The organism is Devosia sp. P1_H9, assembly GCF_056405135.1.
Genome location: NZ_JBFUCQ010000004.1, coordinates 95,272 through 113,771 on the forward strand (window position 1 = coordinate 95,272; position 18,500 = coordinate 113,771).

Consider the following 18,500-nt stretch of genomic DNA (forward strand, 5'->3'; position numbering starts at 1 on the left):
GTGGCCGAATGGGCGTTATCCAGTATGTGGCCAAGCGCGTCGGCCTCTACATCGCGGTCCTGTTCATCGGACTGACGATTACTTTCCTTTTGCCGCGATTGATGCCGGCCAACCCGATCGATGGCTATATCGGCCAGATCCAGGCGCGGGCCAGCGGCGCGCTCACCGCCGACGATATCATCATGCTGCGCACCAATCTCGAGCAGCTCTACGGGCTGAAGGGCGACCTGTTCAGCCAGTACCTCAGCTACCTCGAGCGTGTGGTGCTGCACTTCGATTTCGGGCCGAGCTTCACCTACTACCCGCAGCCCGTCTCGCAGATGATCTTCAACGCGCTGCCCTGGACGCTGGGGCTGCTGCTGATCTCGACCTTCATCGCCTGGCTGCTCGGCAACATGGTGGGGCTGGTCGCCGGCTACTTCCACACCAAGAAGGCGGCGACCATCCTCGAGGTGGTCGGCATCCTGCTCTACCCGATCCCGTACTACATCCTCGCGGTCAGCGTGATCCTGCTGCTCGCCTACATCTTCCCGATTTTCCCGCTCTCGCCGACCTTTCCGGTCGGGCAGATGACGCCGGTCAAGGTTGGGATGGTCATCTACAACTCCCTGCTGCCGGCGCTGACGCTGGTGCTGGCCGGGTTCGGCTGGAACATCCTGTCGATGAAGGCGCTGGCGGTGGCCACCACCGAAGAGCCCTACGTCACCTATGCGCGGCTGAAGGGCGCTTCGAACTGGACGCGCATGGTGCGCTACGTATTCCGCAACGCCATGCTGCCGCAGGTGACGGCGCTCGCGCTGTCGCTCGGCACCGTGTTCAACGGCGCGCTGCTGACGGAGATGCTGTTCTCCTACCCCGGCGTCGGGCTGATCATGCGCACAGCGGCGAGCGGCGGCGACTACAACGTGCTCTACGGCGCCATCGCCATCTCGATCATCGCCGTCGCCACGGCGGGGCTGATCATCGACCTCATCTATCCCCTCCTCGACCCGCGGATCCGCCACAAATGAGCAGCACCGATAACCTCATCGATCCCGCTGCCGTCGTCGAACGGACCCCGGCGCGCGCCGGCGCCCGGCGTAGCGAAAGCTGGCTCTGGCTGCTGAATGCGCGTCTCGCGATCGGGCTCAGCCTGATCACGATCTTCGTCCTCGGCAGCTTCATCCTGCCGTTCTTCTGCCCGGTCGATCCCTCGCTCCAGGCGACGTATCTGAAGAACATGCCGATGTCGGCAGAGCACCTGCTCGGCACCAACGCGCTGGGCCAGGACATCTTCTGGTTCCTGGTCTTTGCCATCCGCAACTCGCTAATCCTCGGCGTGCTGGTCGGTATCGGCGTGACCATCATCTCGACCGCCGTCGGCCTCAGCGCCGGCTATATCGGCGGCAACTACGAGCGCGTAGTGATGCTGGTTGTCGACAGCTTCATCACTATTCCGCTGCTGCCGATCCTGATCATCCTCGGCGCGGTGATCCGCGGCAACAGCTCGTTCCTGACCGTGGGCCTGATCATCGTCGTCTTCGGCTGGGCCTGGGGCGCGCGGACGATCCGCTCGATGGCGCTGTCGCTGCGCGAGCGCGAGTTCATCAACATGGCGCGGTTTTCAGGCGCCAACACCGTCAACATCATCGTGCGTGAGATCTTCCCGTACGTCTCGGCCTACATGGTGGTGGGGTTCATCAACACGATCCTGTTTGCCGTGAACACCGAGGCGACGCTGGCGGTAATCGGGCTTTCGAAGGTCGAGGTGCCGACACTCGGTTCGATCATCTTCTGGGCGCTCAACTACAACGCGCTGTTCACCGGCAACTACCCATGGCTGGTGGCGCCGATCATCGCGTCGATCCTGCTCTTTTTGGGGCTGTTCCTCGCCTCCACCGGCTTCAATGCCGCATTCGCCAGCAAGCGGGGTGTCGCATGATCCGGCTTTCCGATCTCAAGATCAGCTATCGCATCGGCAACCGGGTCATCGAGGCCGTCAACGGCGTGACCCTGACCATTCCCGACGGCTGTATCGTCGGGATTGCGGGGGAATCGGGGTGCGGCAAGTCCACCCTGATGAAGGCGATCTATGGTGACATCCAGTCGCCCATGTCCCTTTCGGGCGGCAGTATCGAGTATGGGTTGAAGGGCAGCGATGGGCGGCCGGTGACGACCGAGAACATCCGCAAGGAGTGGTTCAAATCCATCTCCTACATTCCGCAGAGCTCGATGAACTCGCTGAACCCGGTCATCCGCATCCGCGACCAGTTCATCGATTTCCCCGGCACCGATAGCAACAAGAAGCGCGTCCTCGAACGGGCGCGCGCCTATATCGGCAAGCTCGGGCTGCCGGCGGAGGCGATGGACTCCTATCCGCACCAGCTTTCGGGCGGCATGCGGCAGCGCGTGACGATCGCGCTCGCAACGTTCTTCCAGCCCGAGCTGATCATTGCCGACGAGCCGACAACGGCGCTCGACGTGGTAGTGCAGAAGGAAATCCTGACGCTGCTGATGGATGTGCAGGAGCAGATGGGCAACACCATCCTCGTCGTCTCGCACGACATGGGGGTGCACTACCAGGTCACCCACAAGATGCTGATTATGTATGCCGGTCGCGTGGTGGAATACGGCGACACCGAGAGCGTCTTCGCTGACCCCCAGCATGCCTACACCAGGATGCTGATCGACTCGCTGCCGGCCATTGGCGACGACAGCATGCGCGGTGTGCTGGCGAGTGCGGCCGGGGCCGGCGGCGACCGGGCCTATCGGGTGGAGCCGGAGCTGATCGAGGTCAAGCCCGGCCACTTCGTCGCGCGACCGAGCCAGGGTGTGGAGGTCGCGGCATGACGATCATCTTGAAGACCGAGGGACTGAACAAGGTCTACCGGCAGGGCGGACTCGTCCGGTCACGGCAGGTGAAGGCCTTGAACGACGTCAACATCACCGTTGAAGGCGACAAGCCGGTGGTGATCGCCGTCGTCGGCGAGTCGGGCAGCGGCAAGACCACCCTGGCAAAGACCCTGCTGCGGCTGGAGACACCGAGCTCGGGCCGGGCGATCGTCTACGACACCGTCGTGACCGGCAAAGGCGCAGCGCTCTCCAAGCACGAGTTCCTCGGGCTGGTGCAGCCGATCTTCCAGAACCCGTTCGAGGCTTTCAGCCGCTACCGGCCGGTCGACGCCTACCTTCACGAAACAGCGCGGCGCGTTGCCGGAATGGATGGCGACCAGGCGGAGGCGGCGGTGGCCGATGCTCTTTTGAGCGTAGGCCTCAAATACGCGGAGGTGCGCGGCAAATACACCAACCAGTTCTCGGGCGGCGAGCTGCAGCGCATCTCGGTGGCACGGGCGCTCATTCCGCAGCCCAGGCTGATCGTCGCCGATGAGCCGGTGTCGATGATCGACGCGTCGCGGCGGATGATCATCATCAACCTGTTCAAGAAGCTGCGCGACGAGGCCGGCCGGAGCTTCCTCTACATCACGCACGACCTCGCCACCGCCTATTACATCTCGGACTACGTGGCGGTGATGAACAAGGGCGTGGTGGTGGAGTTCGGCGAGGCGCGGCAGGTGATGAGCGACCCGCAGCACGACTATACCAAGCTGCTGCTGAGCTCGATCCCGACGACCAAGAGCCGCTGGCGCCCACGCCGGGCGGCAGCCTGACATTTCCGGCGGTCGCCGATAGGCGGCTGCACCTTCCATTGCTACTGACAGGATTTTGCAGATGACCAATACCGCCAAAGCCAGCGGCGCCGCGTCGCTGTGGGCCACGTACGAGCTGAGTCTCGTCGGCCCCTCCGCCGGCAATCCGTTCCTCGATGTCGAGTTGCGAGCGGTGTTTCGGCAGGGCGAGCGCGAGGTGCGGGTCAACGGCTTCTACGATGGTGACGGGGTCTACAAGCTGCGCTTCCTGTCCGACACGACAGGCACTTGGTCCTACGAGACGCGGAGCAATGCTCCGGCGCTCGATGACGTCAGCGGCGTGTTCGAAGTCGGCGCAGCGAAGCCGAACCATCACGGTCCGGTCCGCGTCGCCAACCGCCACCATTTCGCCTACGCCGACGGCACCCGCTACATCAATATCGGCACCACTGCCTATGTGTGGAACCTGCAGGGCGACGCGCTCGAGGAAGAGACGCTTAGAACGCTCGCCGAGGCGCCCTTCACCAAGATCCGCATGTGCGTGTTTCCCAAGCACTACCGCTACAACGAGAACGAGCCGGGGCGGTATCCGTTCAAGCTGCTGACGGCGGGCAAGAGCAAGTGGGACGGCAGTTTTGCCGGAGCCGACAAGTACGGCTGGAAGTTCGACTTCGAGCAGTTCGAGCCCGAGTACTTCCGGCACCTCGAACAGCGCATCAGCCAGCTGGCCGAGATCGGCGTCGAGGCAGACCTGATCATCTTCCACCCGTATGACCGCTGGGGCTTTTCGCGCATGAGCCCGGCGCAGGATGACGCCTACCTGCGCTATCTCACCGCCCGTCTCGCGGCGTTCCCCAACGTCTGGTGGTCGATGGCCAACGAATACGACCTGATGCCGCAGAAGACCCCGCAGGACTGGGATCGCTTCATCCATGTGGTGTCGGACAACGATCCGCATGGGCACCTGTTGAGCGTCCACAACTGCTTCAGGTTCTACGACCACAACCATCCCCGGATCACGCACGCGTCGATCCAGCGCTCGACCGCCAACATGTCGGCGGTGTGGCGCGAGAAGTACGGAAAGCCCGTGTCGATCGACGAGTGCTGCTATGAGGGGACGATCGCCGAGCTCTGGGGCAACATCTCGGGCCAGAAGACGGTGCGCCGGTTCTGGGACGGCGTCGTCAATGGCGGCTACGTCACCCATGGCGAGACCTTCGGCAACGCGACCGACACGATCTGGTGGGCCAAGGGCGGCAAGCTGATCGGCGAGAGCATCCCGCGCATCGCCTTCCTCCGCCGCATCATGGAGGCGGGGCCAGAGGAAGGGCTGGACCCGATCAAGTCGACCGGCGCCTATCGCATCGCGATGCAGGGCGGCCTCGACAATGTCGTGCTGCAGCAGCTGTTCGTGCCGCCGGCAGGCGAGGAGGGCTGGGCGCCGGCGATGGCCTGGTGGCCGATGGCCGGGCAGCCGCACCGCTACTACCTGAGCTACATGGGCGAGAACCAGCCGAGCGAGGCGATCGTCGCGGTGCCGCCGAACGAGCGCTACAGCGCCACGCTGATCGACACCTGGGAAATGACCGAGACGCCGCTGGCAGAGAGCGTCGTGCGCGGCGACGTGCTGCATTTCGCCCCAAGACCCTATCTGGCGCTGCTGTTCAAGCGGATCGACTGAGGACAATACCATGACCGCCAAGTACGACATCTTCGAAGCGAGCTTCACCGGCCCGTCCTCGGGCAACCCCTATGTCGAGGTGAGCTTCGACGCCGTGTTCTCGCAGCACTCGCGCGAGGTCCGGGTTCCCGGGTTCTACGATGGGGACGGCACCTATCGCGTCCGCTTCATGCCGAACACCGAGGGCGAGTGGACGTTTCGCACGCGCAGCAAGACGGCGGCGCTCGACGGCAGGACCGGCTCGTTCACGGCGACGGCAGCGCGGCCGGGCATGCACGGGCCGGTGGCGGTAGCAAACAGGTTCCACTTCGCCCATGCCGACGGCACGCCGTATTTCCCGTTCGGGACGACCTGTTACGCCTGGACGCACCAGCCGCTCGCCATGCAGGCGGAAACGCTCGAGACGCTCAAGGCGGCGCGGTTCAACAAGCTGCGGATGGGGGTGTTCCCCAAGGACTATCCGTTCAACACCAACGAGCCGCTGATGGACGTCTACCTGCCCAATGCCGACGGCAAGCTGGATTTCGACCGGCCCAACCCCAAGGCGTTCCAGCATTTCGAGCAGCAGATCGGCCAGCTGCGCGAGCTCGGCATCGAGGCGGATATCATCATCTTCCACCCCTATGACCGGTGGAACTATTCGAACATGTCGGCGGAGCAGGATTTCCGTTACGTCGCCTATCTCGCGGCGCGGCTTGCGGCTTATTCCAACGTCTGGTGGTCGCTGGCCAACGAGTACGATTTCCTGCTCGACTCCAAACCCGTCGCGCAGTGGGACCGCTACTTCCACATCCTCGAGGAGAACGACCCGTACGGGCACCTGAAGTCGATCCACAACGGCGACCAGTCGATGAACTTTGATCATCGCAAGGCCTGGATCAGCCATGTCTGCATCCAGCACTGGGACGTGAAGCGCACGCCCGAGTGGCGCGAGGCCTATGGCAAGCCGGTGGTCAACGACGAGCCGGAATACGAGGGCAATATCTGGCCGAGCTGGGGCAACATCACGGCCCAGGAGCTGACGCACCGGTTCTGGACCACGGTGATGCGCGGCGGCTATGCCGGGCATGGCGAAACCTATGCCGACCCCGAAGACCTGATCTGGTGGGCCAAGGGCGGCAAGCTCCACGGCGAGGCCTGGAAGCGCATCGGGTTCCTACGCGCCATCATCGAGGAGGACGTGAGGGGCGGGCTGACGCCGATGGGGCACAACGCGTCATGGCCATGGAGCCGCATCTCCGGCGCTCGCGACGGCAAGGTCAGCTACATCTATTTCGGCGAGCACCAGCCCAACCAGTGGACGACGGGGCTGCCCAAGGAGGACGGGAACTACGAGGTCGACGTGATCGACACGTGGAACATGACGGTGGAGCCGGCGACGCGCATCCCAGCCCTGATCCCGCATCCGACGCGACACGGCGACGTGGTGCGCGGCGGCAAGCCGGACGCGGCATTCGGCATCGAATTGCCGAGCCGGCCATATCTGGCGCTGCGTGTCCGGCAGTTGGACTGAGTTCAGCCTGAAACCCCACCGCCAGCTTGATTGAGCCGCATGGCCGCTGCCGCCTTCCTGGCGGCGCGCCGTTGATGTCGAACGATGGACCGGCACGACGTAGTTGTCGCCGCCGCCCGCATCCTAACATGCTGCAGCGACACCAGTAATCGTCAGCACGACACAGACACGACCCCTCGGCAAATCACCACACCTGAGGAAAACTTCTCCAATTGCGCAGTTGTTGAGCCAACGAACGAGTCACAATCTAAGTATTTGACTCCAATTACCGACAGCGGTAACAATCCATGCCACTCTATTCCACAAGCACGAATACACAGTCGGCGTGAGGCCTTTGGGGCGCCAGATGGAATTAGTTGTTACTGGTCATAGACTTGTGATTGGCCCTGACCCGGTCGAGTTTGTGCAATCACCAAACGTTGGCGGTAAGTTCATACCGAAATTCCTAGTCATCCACTATACCGCCAGCGGGCCAAACTCTAACGTTGCCAAGTACTTCGCCGACGCTTCTCACAAAGTGTCAGCACATCTGGTCGTCCGAAGAGACGGGACGATCAACCAGTGCGTTCCCTTCAACGTCGTTGCATGGCACGCAGGCGACAGTCGCTGGCATGCAAGTGACGGCCAGCTCTATACCGGCCTGAATAAACACGCGATCGGCATTGAGATCGAGAACTGGGGGCCCTTGCAGCAGGGCAGCGCGGGCTGGATTTCCTGGACTGGCTCACCTGTTGATCAAAGCAAGGGAATTGCTGCAAGGCATAAGTTCGGCACGCCTGACTGCGGTTGGGAGATATTCACCGAAGCCCAGATCGAAACAACGATCGGCGCAGCAAGAGCAATCTGCAACGCTTACAAGATCGATGAGATCGTTGGTCACGATGATATCTCACCTGGCCGCAAGTCAGATCCCGGCCCGGCGTGGAATATGGCCTCGTTCCGATCGAGAGTACTTGGACGGGACGGCACCGGTGATGGAACTTTGGTGATCAGGTCGCCAACAGGACTGAATATCCGCAGCGGACCAGGCTCTGAACACCCTCTCGTTCGGGAAAAACCGCTTCCCGACGGAACCAAAGTCACGGTGCACGAGGCAGAGGGAAAGTGGCGCTTCATCTCTGTTCCCAATGCTGCCGGGCAGGCCGACTTCACGGGATGGGTTCACGGCGACTGGTTGAAGGCGGCTTAGGCGATGGCACAAGAACCCGCCCCGGCGAACGCCGCAGCACCTGCTCCTGCGCCACAGGCGGCGGCGGTCGCGCCTGCTGCGCCGACAAATGTCTTCACCCCGATCCAGGAGACAGTTCGGCGCTACATGTTCTACGGCGTCTTTGTGGTGCTGGCTGTGCTTTATGTCGCGATCGTCGTGGCGTTCGAGATGGGACGCGAGTCGATCGCCGGCTACTTCATGCGGCAAATCGTTCTTACTGCGCCGTTTGTGTTGCCCGAGATTCCGCTGATCGGCGAACTCGTGCCGGCTGTGCTTGGCGGTATCATCGCGGCCACCGCGCCTGCCAAGGCGAGCAACACCCAGCTGCTGATTGTTCTGGCCGCATCCTGTGTCGTCTACTTCCTGTACTTGAACATGAGCGTGTTCCTTGGGATGAACGGCGAGGTTCCGAATACGGAAGGCCTTCGGGAAGAGCTGAACGCCCAGGGCATCGTCGACGTAGACAACGCAATCAAGGTCCTCGAGTCGTTCTCCAGCAGCGTGCGGAACTTCGCCGCCTTTGTCTTTGCCGCACTCATCGGCATCAAGTTCAACGATGCGCAGACCAACGCCAATCTGATGCTGCGCCGCCGGGGTGACAAGGCTCCGACCCCGCCGGCCGCCGATGTAGCGGCCCAGCAGCAGAAAGAGGATCCGCCGCCGGCTGACGACGCGAACGACAACGCTGCCCCTGCCCCCAACGCTCCGAATGGATAGCATCATGTTGAGATTCATGTTGCTGGTCGCATCATTCCTCCTCCTTGCCGATGTTGCGTTCGCGCAGGAAGACCCGGATCGGGCGATCACCATTACGCTTATCGACGAGACCGGGCTGAACGCGCAAAAGCCCGTAGTTGTTACGCTTTTCATGGAGCCGGGAAGCGTTGGGCACGACCTGCCCAGGGAGGAACTGAGCGCCGGGCGGTGGGGCTGGAAGGCCACCATGCCGTTCCCGATGACCGAGTGGGTCGCCGAACCCACCTTCCTCGTCAAGGTCCCTATGCGTGTGAAGGAAGGGGCCCTCACTGTCGACATTCCCGCATCCGAGAGCACCCTCAGTTTCAGGGTGCGCGCCATGTACGACCCGCGGGAGTATGAAGTACCGGTGCTGTTGATCCCTGGTACGGGCGAGCGAGAGTTGCGGGACATCGAGGCGATGGGACCACGTCAACGGCTGTCGCAAGTCCTCCTGCTTGGCCAGATTTCCGCGTTCTGGCTAAAGACCCGCCCCACAGGCGACCGCGCCAAGCGAACGGTGGGCGATCTGTTCGACATCGTATTCAACAGCCTGAATGCTCAGACCGTCGAAGAGCACGCACCACTTCGCCTCGATGGAGAGATGTCCAATCGCATCAGGACCGCCTTCGCCAGGGAGAATAAGGCAAACCTCGACAAACGCTTCTTCGACAACATTCTCCGCAACGAAACCGACTTCTGGCTGGAGAAGGATCGCATGCTGACCGTGGTCATGCTCGACAATCGCCGGTGCGACATGGCGCAGCTCCTGCTCGACTATGTAGAGAAGGGCCACGCGGCAAAGCCGATGGGTGCGCAACTCCACCGAGTGCCCGACCCTAACGTGCAGATAGCCAACTTGAAGACGGCGATCACGGACGCGTGCCCCGTCGCCGAAACCCATTCTGGAGGCGAGCTATGAGGAAGCTCCTAGGATTTGGCCTTGGTGCCCTGGTCGCATTGGCAATCATCGGCGCCTCGGCGTCGGCACGTGCCCAGGTGCCCCCTCACTATCCGGGAAGCGTATGCTTCACCCCCAATTTCTGGTGCTGGCTTTCGCCACCGCAGCCGCCAAACTCGGCTTGCTACTGCGCGTCCCCATATGGAAGTGCGCAAGGGGTGGCGGGTTAGGTGTGCGGAGGCAGGGCGAAGCGCAGGGACCCGAAGCTCTCAATCTCGAAGCGCAGTCATGGGCCTCCGCCGCCTTTCGACGCTCGACGACTGCATCTCGCAAGACGCTAGCCGGGGCGAAGCAGCCGGTCACTGTAGCAATTGCCCGGACTAGAGAGGCTGCCGTCAGAGAGAGGTCAGGATTCTCTTGTCGGCGGGCGCCCTGCTAGAATCTCCATCAGCTTCTTGCCCGAGCTCTCGCGCTCGGAAAGGTCTAGGCCGGAGAGCAGGTCTACCAGGTGGCTGGTCATCAGTTCCGACGCGTCGAGCGCGCTGCGCTTGGCGATGGCATCGACCAGAGCATGGTGGGCGTGGCTTTCGCAGGTCGTGTCGCGTCGCCGCCAGTAGAGCGAGATGATCAGCGACGAGCGTGAGCAGAGGTCGCGCACCATTTCGGTGAAGATCGACTGGCCGGCGATCTCGGCGATGGCGACGTGGAACTGCGCCGACAGCATCACCGCCTCGCCGTCCTTGCCGGCATGCACCGCCTTGTGTTCTTCGTCGAGGTGCCGGTGCAGCCGCTCGACGTCGGCATGCGTCGCGATGCCCGCCGCCAAGGCCGCGACCTTGGGCTCGACCAGCGCCCGCGCCTCGAACACTTCGCGGGCTTCCATCCGCGTCGGCTTGGCGACGAAGGCACCGCGATTGGGCTCGAGCCGCACCAGCCGGTCATGCGCCAGCGCCTGCAGAGCCGCCCGCACCACCGTCCGGCTTACTGAGTAGATCGCGCCTAGTTCGTCTTCAGGCAGCTTGGTGCCTGGGTCGATGCCATGACCGAGGATGGCGTTGCGCAGCCCGAGATAGACGCCTGAGCGTCGCACTGCGGGGCGCCCCTCCGGCTCATCGATCTCGTCGCCTGCTGACATACCCGAACTCCCAAAACCCAATCCGAATCTAGCCCAGAACTGAACACATCGCTACGGGTGTTTCGTATACAAAATCTGCCCACATTGCGTTCACATGCCCAAGCATTAGGCATTGCGTGTGATTCATGCAGCACGAGTGTGCGATCGTTCGACGTTGGAACTTATTCGCGGATTCAAAGAGATACGACGAAAACGACGTCGCGCCGGCCGCTGGCACGGGTCTTGCAGTTCACTAACCGACGGCCAAGAGGTGGCCAACGGGGCGGTGCATGGCGCAGGGCGACCTGGAAGTTGTGAAGCTGACGAAGCGCTACGGCGATGCGCTTGCGGTAGATCAGATCGATCTCAAAGTGCCCGCCGGCACCTATTGCTGCCTGCTCGGGCCATCGGGCTGCGGCAAGACCTCGACCCTGCGCATGGTCGCGGGGCATGATGACGCGAGCGACGGCGACATCATCCTCTCGTCCACCAATGTCACTGATCTGCCGCCGGCCAAGCGCGGCACGGCGATGATGTTCCAGTCCTACGCACTGTTCCCGCATCTGGACCTCATCGACAACGTCGCCTTCAGCCTGAAGATGAAGGGCATCGAGAAAGCTCCGCGCCAGGCCAAGGCGCTCGAGATGCTCAAGCTGATGCAGATGGAGGGCTACGCCACGCGGCGGCCTGCCCAGCTGTCAGGCGGCCAGCAGCAGCGTGTCGCCCTGGCCCGCGCGCTCATCACCGATCCCGAAGCGCTGCTGCTCGACGAGCCGCTCTCGGCGCTCGACCCGTTCCTGAAGATCCGCATGCGCGCCGAGCTCAAGAAGCTGCAGACGCGGCTCGGTATCACCTTCGTCCACGTCACCCACAGCCAGGAGGAGGCGATGGCGCTCGCCGACCTGATCGTGGTGATGAACAACGGCCGTATCGAGCAGGCGGCGACGCCCCGCCAGGTATTCGAACGGCCCGCCACCGCCTTCGTCGCCCGCTTCATGGGCGACCACAACGTCGTCACCGGCAGCGCCAAATCGGCGGCCGACGGCGTCGTCACCTTCCAGGTCCCCGGCGGCAGCAGTTTTGCCGCCTCGGGCGCGCCGCTCGAGGCCGGCGCGCCGGTCGATGCCGGTATCCGTACCGACCATGTGCGGCTGGGGCCGCCGAAGGCCGCGGGGCTGGGGTTCACCGGCATCGTCTCGAACATCGAGTATCGCGGCGCTTCGGTGAAGCTCTCGGTCGATGGGGCCGGGATCGAGGATTTCACCGCCATCGTCGACGACAAGAGCTTCTTTTCGAAGCCGGTCGCCGTCGGCGACGCGGTGCCACTGCATTGGGATGCCGAGGATGCGATCATCCTCGGCCGCCCCAATTCGTAAGCCATCAACAACAGGGGTTAGGCTATGAGTGAATCCAACAAGACGGCCAAAGCGGCCATGATTTCCCGCCGCAGCATGCTCAAGGGGGCTGCCGCGCTGGCCGGCGCTGCCGCGGGCGCGGGCGCCCTCGGTGGTTTCCCCACCGTCTGGGCGCAAAACCCGATCACGCTGCGCCAGTTCGGCACCGGTGTGTCGAACCTCAACGCCATCGCCGAAAAGTGCAAAGCCGATCTCGGCATCACGCTCGAAATGACGGCGACCGATTCCGACGCCGCCGCGCAGCGCGCCGTCACCCAGCCTGACAGCTACGACATCGCCGACATCGAGTACTGGATTTTGAAGAAGGTCTATCCGACCGGCGTGATCCAGCCGATGGATGTGACCAAGCTCAAGTACTACGACAAGATCGTGCCGCTGTTCAAAACCGGCAAGCTGACCCCCGACAGCGTCATCGCCCAGGGCACCGCGCCGCATACCGTCGGCTATGTCGATGCGCCGGATTCCAAGGAATTCGCCAAGGGCGAAACCGGCTATTTCACCATGGTCCCGACTATCTACAACGCCGACACGCTGGGCATCCGCCCCGACCTCGTCGGCCGCGAGATCACCACCTGGGCCGACATCATGGACCCGGCCTTCAAGGGCAAGACCTCGATCCTCAACATCCCGTCGATCGGCATCATGGACGCGGCCATGATCATGGAAGCGATGGGCAACATCAAATATGCCGACAAGGGCAACATGACCAAGGCGGAGATCGATGCGACCATCGATTTCCTGATCAAGGCCAAGCAGGACGGCCAGTTCCGCGCCTTCTGGAAGAGCTTCGACGAAAGCGTCAACCTGATGGCCTCGGGCGAAGTGGTGATCCAGTCCATGTGGTCGCCGGCCGTCGCCGCCGTGCGCTCCAAGGGCATCGCCTGCAAGTACCAGCCGCTCAAGGAAGGCTACCGCTCGTGGGGCGGTGGTCTCGGCCTTGCCGCGCATCTCTCGGGCGCCCAGCTCGACGCGGCCTACGAGTACATTAACTGGTACACCTCCGGCTGGGTCGGCGGCTATCTCAACCGCCAGGGCTACTACTCGGCGGCCATGGACACCGCCAAGGAGTACATGTCGGAAGACGAATGGGGCTTCTGGATCGAGGGCAAGCCGGCTCAGGGCGATATCCTCTCGCCCGATGGCGTGGTGATGGAAAAGGCCGGCGCCGTGCGCGACGGCGGCTCCTTCCTCGAGCGCATGGGCCACGTCGCCTGCTGGAACTCGGTGATGGACGAAGACCGCTACATGGTCACCCGCTGGAACGAGTTCATCGCGGCCTAAGCCGCCCTCGCACTATCGCCCGGCCGGACTCCGGCCGGGCATCTCCCACCCGACGATGGAGGCTGGCTTGGCCGTGGCCGAAGAGACTCCCGCCGTACCGGCGGTGAAGCCCAAGACGCGGAAAATGCCGCTCTCCCTCGGCCGGCTCGCGTCCTACGTCCAGTCGATCCCGCTCTGGCTGATCCTCGGCTTCTTCCTCCTCCTGCCGATCCTGCTGCTCGTCTTCGTCAGCTTCTGGGACTACGATTTTGCGCGGATGTATCCCGGCTTCGTGCTCACCAACTATGTCGATACGCTCGGCTCGTGGGTCACCTGGAAGACCTATCTGAACACGCTCAAGTTCGCCGCGATCGTCTGGGTGCTGACGCTCTTCATTGGCTTCTGGGTCGCCTATTTCCTCGCCTTCCACATCAAGTCGGCGACGACGCAGATGGTGCTGTTCCTCGTCTGCACCGTGCCGTTCCTCACCTCCAACATCATCCGCATGATCTCGTGGATTCCGGTGCTGGGCCGCAACGGCCTCGTTAATTCCACGCTGGTCGAGATGGGCGTCATCTCCCAGCCGATCGAGTGGCTGCTCTACTCCGATTTCGCCGTGGTGCTCGCCATGGTGCACCTCTTCACGCTGTTCATGGTCACCCCGATCTTCAACACGCTGATGCGCATCGATCGCTCGCTGATCGAAGCGGCGCGCGATGCCGGCGCCAGCGCCTGGCAGATCATGTGGAACGTCATCCTGCCGTTAGCCAAACCCGGCATGGCGATCGGCACCATCTTCGTCGTCACCCTGGTGATGGCCGATTTCTCCACCGTGCAGGTGATGAGCGGCGGGCAAAGCGCTTCGGTGGCGCTGATGATGAAGAACCAGATGTCGCTGCTGCAGTACCCGGCTGCCGCGGCCAACGCCGTCGTGCTGCTGATCCTCGTGCTGCTGCTTGTCGGTGGCATCCTGCGCATCGTCGATATCCGGAAGGAGCTCTGAGATGGCAAAGCATCGCGAGAAGCGTCCGCTCAGCTTCTACGTCCTCGCTGCCTTCTTCGGGCTCTTCGTGCTGTTCCTTTATGGCCCGATGTCGGCGATCTTCATCCTGTCGTTCCAGGGTCCCAATGGAGGCCTTACCTTCCCGCTCAACGGCGTCTCGTTCCACTGGTTCGGCAATCTCTTCGAGAAACAGGCCGTCGGCGATTTCGGCGCCAGCTTCACGCGTTCGCTGCTGCTCGGCCTCATGGTGATGGTCTCGACCGTCCTCGTCGCGTTGCTCGCCGGCCTCGCCTTCCGCCGCAAGTTCATCGGCGGCACGCCACTGTTCTACCTGACCATCGCCAGTCTCGTGGTGCCGTCGATCATCGTCAGCCTCGGCATCGGCGTATTGTTCCAGCAGATCGGCTTCCGCCCGTCGTGGTGGACATCGGGCTTCGGGGCGCATCTGACCTGGACGCTGCCCTTCGGCGTGCTGATCATGTTCGCCGTCTTCAACCGCTTCTCGCCGTCCTACGAGGAGGCGGCGCGCGACCTCGGCGCCTCACCGTGGCAGACGTTCCGCCACGTGCTGCTGCCGATGATCGCGCCCAGCCTGATCGGCGTCGGCCTGTTCGGCTTCAGCCTCTCCTACGACGAGTTCGCGCGCACGCTGATGACCGCCGGCAGCTTCAACACGCTGCCGCTCGAAATCTACGGCATGACCACCAACGTCACGACACCGGTGCTTTACGCGCTGGGTACCGTAACGACGCTCTTCTCGTTCGCCGTGATCCTCGTCACCCTCGGCATCATCCTTCTCATCGGCCGAAAGCGGGCTCGGGCCTAGATGCGACTATTGCTGATCAACCCCAACACCACCGCCTCGATGACGGAAAAGATCGGCGCTGCGGCGCGCGACGTCGCGGCCGAAGGCACCGAGATCGTGGCGCGCAACCCGGCCACCGGTCCTGCCTCGATTCAGGGCGTCGAGGATGGCGAGGCCGCGCTCCCCGGTCTCTTCGCCGAGATCGACAAGGCGCAGGGGTTCGACGCGATCGTCATCGCCTGCTTCGACGACACGGGACTTTACGAGGCCCGGCGGCGGACCGGCGTGCCGGTGATCGGCATCGGCGAGGCCGCCTATCACACCGCCATGTTGATCGCCGACCGCTTCTCCGTCATCACCACGCTCTCGGTCTCGATCCCGGTCATCGAGGAGAACATCACGCGCTACGGGCTCAGCGCCCGCTGCGGCAAGGTGCGCGCGTCGAACGTCCCGGTGCTCGAACTCGAGCGCCCCGGTTCCACCGCGCGCGAGACCATTTCCGACGAGATCGCCAGCGCGCTGCTGCATGACGGCTCCGACGCGATCGTGCTGGGCTGTGCCGGCATGGCCGATCTCGCTGCGGACCTCGCCGCCCGCCACAGCGTGCCGGTGATCGATGGCGTCGCGGCCGCGGTAAAACTCGCCGAGGGGCTGGTGGCGCTGCGGCTGAGCACGTCGCAATCGGGGCCGTTCGCGCGTACGCTGGCCGCATGAACCTCAGCATCAAACCGATGAGCCGCGCCGATCTCGACGCGGCGCTCGGCTGGGCCCGCGACGAGGGCTGGAACCCCGGCCTGGACGATGCCGGCGCCTTCTATGCTCACGACCCCAGCGGCTTCCTGATGGGCTGGCTAGGCACCGTGCGCGTCGGTTGCATTTCGGTCGTCAAATACGGGTCGGACTTCGCCTTCCTCGGCCTCTATATCGTCCACCCCGCCCATCGCGGCAAAGGCTATGGCAAGGCCATCTGGGACGCCGGCATGGAGAGCGCAGCCGGCCGCACCATCGGCCTCGATGGCGTCGTGGCCCAGCAGGACAACTACCGGAAATCCGGCTTCGCCTTCGCCCACAAAAGCGCCCGATGGGGCGGATCGCTTCGCGGCCTGGTCACCACCCGCTCCTTCGTCCGGCCGATCGCTGGTGACGACCTGAGCGCCGTCCTCGCCTACGACCGCCAGCACGTCGCCGCCGATCGCTCGGACTTCCTCAAAGCCTGGCTCGCCCCGTCGCCGTCGCGCCAGACCGAGGGCTATTTCGAAGACGGCACGCTCCGCGGCTACGGCACCATCCGCCGCTGCGTCGACGGCTGGAAGATCGGCCCGCTCTTCGCCGACACCCCAGCGATCGCCGAGACCTTGCTCGCGACGCTGGTGACCCCCGCGGGCACCGACATGATCTTCATCGATGTCCCCGAGCCCAATCACGCCGCCGTCGAAATGGCCCGCCGCCTCGGGCTCACGCCCGTTTTCGAAACCGCCCGCATGTATCTTGGCACCGCACCCGATCTGCCGCTCGACGAAATCTTCGGTATCACCACGCTGGAACTCGGCTGAGCCTCTCTAATGGGCTCTCCAGCTAGATCCGCCCCGCCCTGAACTCCTGCGCAAGGTGTCGGCAGGCGCGTATCGTCAAGGCCATGATCGTGAGTGTCGTACCCGTGACGCCGCTGGTGGCAAAGGCGCTGGCGTCGGTGACGAGGAGGTTGGGGACGTCCCAGCTCTGGCTCCAGTTGTTGAGCACCGAGTCCTCGGCACGCTCGCCCATCCTGGCGCCGCCGGCCTCGTGAATAGCGGCCCCCATCACCATGGTTCGGCTGAACATCCGGCGGAACAGGAAGCGGCTGAGCGGGTCGGAATCCGGGTAGGCGCCACGACCTTTTTCCTCGAGGCCGAGCGGCGAGCCGATGAACTCCAGCTCGCCCCCTGCCCCCTCGATCGTCTCGGTCAATGTATCGAGCTGACGGGTCAGGGTGGCTTTGTCATCGGGCCCGATCTGGCAGCGGATGTGGGGAACCGGGATGCCCCACGCGTCCTTGCGTCGGGGGTCGATGGTGATCCGGTTGTCGGCGTTCGGCAGCATCACGCCATAGCCGAAAAAGCTCAGCCTTGCGTCGCTGGTCGCGCCGGTGCGGGAGCGGCCGACGCTGCCCTGAAAGTCGAAGTCGTTCGCTGCCGAGCTGCCATCCTTGCCGATGAAGCGCGGCAGGAAGATGCCACCGGATGGCCCGTAGAAGGGATCCGGTGGAGCGGTGTCGGCGCTGGCCCAGCCCTTTGCCTTGGGAAAGGTGCCCGCGGCAATGCAGGGCAACTGGTCCATGAAGTAGCGCCCGAGCGTTCCCGAGCTGTTGCCGAGGCCGTTGGGGTGGCGCGGTGAGCTGGAGTTCAGCATGAGCCGGACGCTTTCGATCGGCGACGCGCAAAGCACCACGGATTTCGCTTTGATCACAGTTACCCGGCCGGTGCGGCTGTCGATCACCTCGGCGCCGATCGCCCGGCCGGTCTCGTCGTCGGTGAGGATGCGGCGGGCGATGGTGTTGTAGCGGATATCGAGATTGCTGCTAGCGATGGCCTCGCGCATCGGCCTGAGGACGCGTGTGGGCTCGGGCCCGATATAGCGCCAGGTCACGACCTTGCGTTCCGGCCAGCGGCTCTCGACCTCCGTCTTGAACAGGGTCTCCGCCTCGGTCATCCGGGCTTCGTGCGTGTAGATGCTATCGGGAAGCGTCGGGACGCCGTCGGGCTGGCCGTAGAGCTCCAGCGAGCGTTCGACTTCCTCGTAATAGGGGACGATATCGTCGTAGGCGATGGGCCAATCGACGCCGCGACCGGTGCGGGAGTTGCTCTTGAAATCGTCATCCGTCCAGCGCAGCAGCACACGGCCGAAGACATGCGTCCGGCCGCCAGCCTGGCGGCTGCGGATCCAGACGAAGGGGGCGTCTGGCGGCGTCGAGTACGGGTTCTTGCGGTCGCTCGTGAAGAGTTTTCGCATGCGACTGTCGAAGAAGGCCGCCCGCGCTTGTACCCACTGGCCATTGAGGGTGGCGATGGCGCGTTGCACGATGTTGATGTCCGACTGGCGCGGCTTGTGGTTGGCATCGAAGTCGTCGGGGCCGATTTCCGGTCCGGCCTCGAGCTGCACGACCTTCAGGCCCTGGGCGGTGAGCTCCCTGGCGGCGAACATCCCTGCCGCGCCAGCTCCAACGATCAGGGCGTCGAAAACGACGTCAGGCATGATTTG

At 63.7% G+C, this 18,500-nt stretch carries 17 protein-coding genes; 15 read left to right on the plus strand and 2 right to left on the minus strand.

What is annotated here, in order from left to right; translation table 11 throughout:
* The first annotated feature begins 8 nt into the window (after positions 1-8).
* The 9 genes from AC1DYL_RS08910 to AC1DYL_RS08950 all read left to right on the plus strand — a co-directional run bounded on the left by AC1DYL_RS08910 (position 9) and on the right by AC1DYL_RS08950 (position 9,687).
* Entirely contained in the window at positions 9-1,010 is a 1,002-nt protein-coding gene (locus tag AC1DYL_RS08910; protein WP_477148131.1) for an ABC transporter permease, read from the plus strand.
* A complete protein-coding gene (locus tag AC1DYL_RS08915; RefSeq protein ID WP_477172866.1) occupies positions 1,007-1,921 on the plus strand; it encodes an ABC transporter permease in 915 nt (304 codons plus the stop codon). The genes AC1DYL_RS08910 and AC1DYL_RS08915 overlap by 4 nt, the downstream gene beginning before the upstream one ends.
* Positions 1,918-2,829: an ABC transporter ATP-binding protein gene (locus tag AC1DYL_RS08920; protein WP_477172867.1), complete on the plus strand. Its 912-nt coding sequence runs from the start codon at positions 1,918-1,920 to the stop codon at positions 2,827-2,829. The genes AC1DYL_RS08915 and AC1DYL_RS08920 overlap by 4 nt, the downstream gene beginning before the upstream one ends.
* Positions 2,826-3,647, plus strand: a complete 822-nt coding sequence (locus AC1DYL_RS08925) for an ABC transporter ATP-binding protein (RefSeq protein WP_477148134.1) — start codon at positions 2,826-2,828, stop codon at positions 3,645-3,647. Before AC1DYL_RS08920 ends, AC1DYL_RS08925 begins: the two co-directional genes overlap by 4 nt.
* 61 nt (positions 3,648-3,708) lie before the next feature.
* The gene (locus AC1DYL_RS08930; RefSeq protein WP_477172868.1) at positions 3,709-5,307 is read left to right on the plus strand and encodes a DUF5060 domain-containing protein; all 1,599 of its coding nucleotides are present in this window, start codon (positions 3,709-3,711) and stop codon (positions 5,305-5,307) included.
* A gap of 10 nt (positions 5,308-5,317) precedes the next feature.
* The gene (locus tag AC1DYL_RS08935; protein WP_477172869.1) at positions 5,318-6,820 is read left to right on the plus strand and encodes a DUF5060 domain-containing protein; all 1,503 of its coding nucleotides are present in this window, start codon (positions 5,318-5,320) and stop codon (positions 6,818-6,820) included.
* Between the two features lie 346 nt (positions 6,821-7,166).
* On the plus strand, positions 7,167-8,009 hold the full coding sequence (locus AC1DYL_RS08940; protein ID WP_477172870.1) for an N-acetylmuramoyl-L-alanine amidase: 843 nt from the start codon (positions 7,167-7,169) through the stop codon (positions 8,007-8,009).
* 3 nt (positions 8,010-8,012) lie between these two features.
* Positions 8,013-8,747: a hypothetical protein gene (locus AC1DYL_RS08945; RefSeq protein WP_477172871.1), complete on the plus strand. Its 735-nt coding sequence runs from the start codon at positions 8,013-8,015 to the stop codon at positions 8,745-8,747.
* 4 nt (positions 8,748-8,751) lie between these two features.
* On the plus strand, positions 8,752-9,687 hold the full coding sequence (locus tag AC1DYL_RS08950; RefSeq protein WP_477172872.1) for a hypothetical protein: 936 nt from the start codon (positions 8,752-8,754) through the stop codon (positions 9,685-9,687).
* Positions 9,688-10,072: 385 nt separating this feature from the next.
* On the opposite strand, the gene AC1DYL_RS08955 is transcribed toward AC1DYL_RS08950, so the two are convergent.
* The gene (locus AC1DYL_RS08955; protein WP_477172873.1) at positions 10,073-10,801 is read right to left on the minus strand and encodes a GntR family transcriptional regulator; all 729 of its coding nucleotides are present in this window, start codon (positions 10,799-10,801) and stop codon (positions 10,073-10,075) included.
* Positions 10,802-11,070: 269 nt separating this feature from the next.
* On the opposite strand from AC1DYL_RS08955, the gene AC1DYL_RS08960 reads away from it, so the two are divergent.
* The 6 genes from AC1DYL_RS08960 (at position 11,071) to AC1DYL_RS08985 (ending at position 16,816) form a co-directional block, all read left to right on the plus strand.
* Positions 11,071-12,156, plus strand: a complete 1,086-nt coding sequence (locus tag AC1DYL_RS08960; RefSeq protein WP_477172874.1) for an ABC transporter ATP-binding protein — start codon at positions 11,071-11,073, stop codon at positions 12,154-12,156.
* 24 nt (positions 12,157-12,180) lie between these two features.
* A complete protein-coding gene (locus tag AC1DYL_RS08965) occupies positions 12,181-13,476 on the plus strand; it encodes an ABC transporter substrate-binding protein (protein WP_477172875.1) in 1,296 nt (431 codons plus the stop codon).
* Positions 13,477-13,600: 124 nt separating this feature from the next.
* A complete protein-coding gene (locus AC1DYL_RS08970) occupies positions 13,601-14,458 on the plus strand; it encodes an ABC transporter permease (RefSeq protein ID WP_477173119.1) in 858 nt (285 codons plus the stop codon).
* A 1-nt stretch (position 14,459) separates the two neighbouring features.
* Positions 14,460-15,284 carry an ABC transporter permease gene (locus AC1DYL_RS08975; RefSeq protein ID WP_477148143.1) on the plus strand — a complete coding sequence of 275 codons (825 nt, stop codon included), beginning with the start codon at positions 14,460-14,462 and terminating at the stop codon, positions 15,282-15,284.
* Complete coding sequence (locus AC1DYL_RS08980) at positions 15,285-15,977, plus strand: aspartate/glutamate racemase family protein (protein ID WP_477172876.1); 693 nt, start codon at positions 15,285-15,287, stop codon at positions 15,975-15,977. It begins immediately after the preceding gene.
* On the plus strand, positions 15,974-16,816 hold the full coding sequence (locus tag AC1DYL_RS08985; protein WP_477172877.1) for a GNAT family N-acetyltransferase: 843 nt from the start codon (positions 15,974-15,976) through the stop codon (positions 16,814-16,816). The genes AC1DYL_RS08980 and AC1DYL_RS08985 overlap by 4 nt, the downstream gene beginning before the upstream one ends.
* A 22-nt stretch (positions 16,817-16,838) precedes the next feature.
* On the opposite strand, the gene AC1DYL_RS08990 is transcribed toward AC1DYL_RS08985, so the two are convergent.
* Complete coding sequence (locus AC1DYL_RS08990) at positions 16,839-18,494, minus strand: GMC oxidoreductase (protein ID WP_477172878.1); 1,656 nt, start codon at positions 18,492-18,494, stop codon at positions 16,839-16,841.
* Positions 18,495-18,500 lie beyond the last annotated feature (6 nt).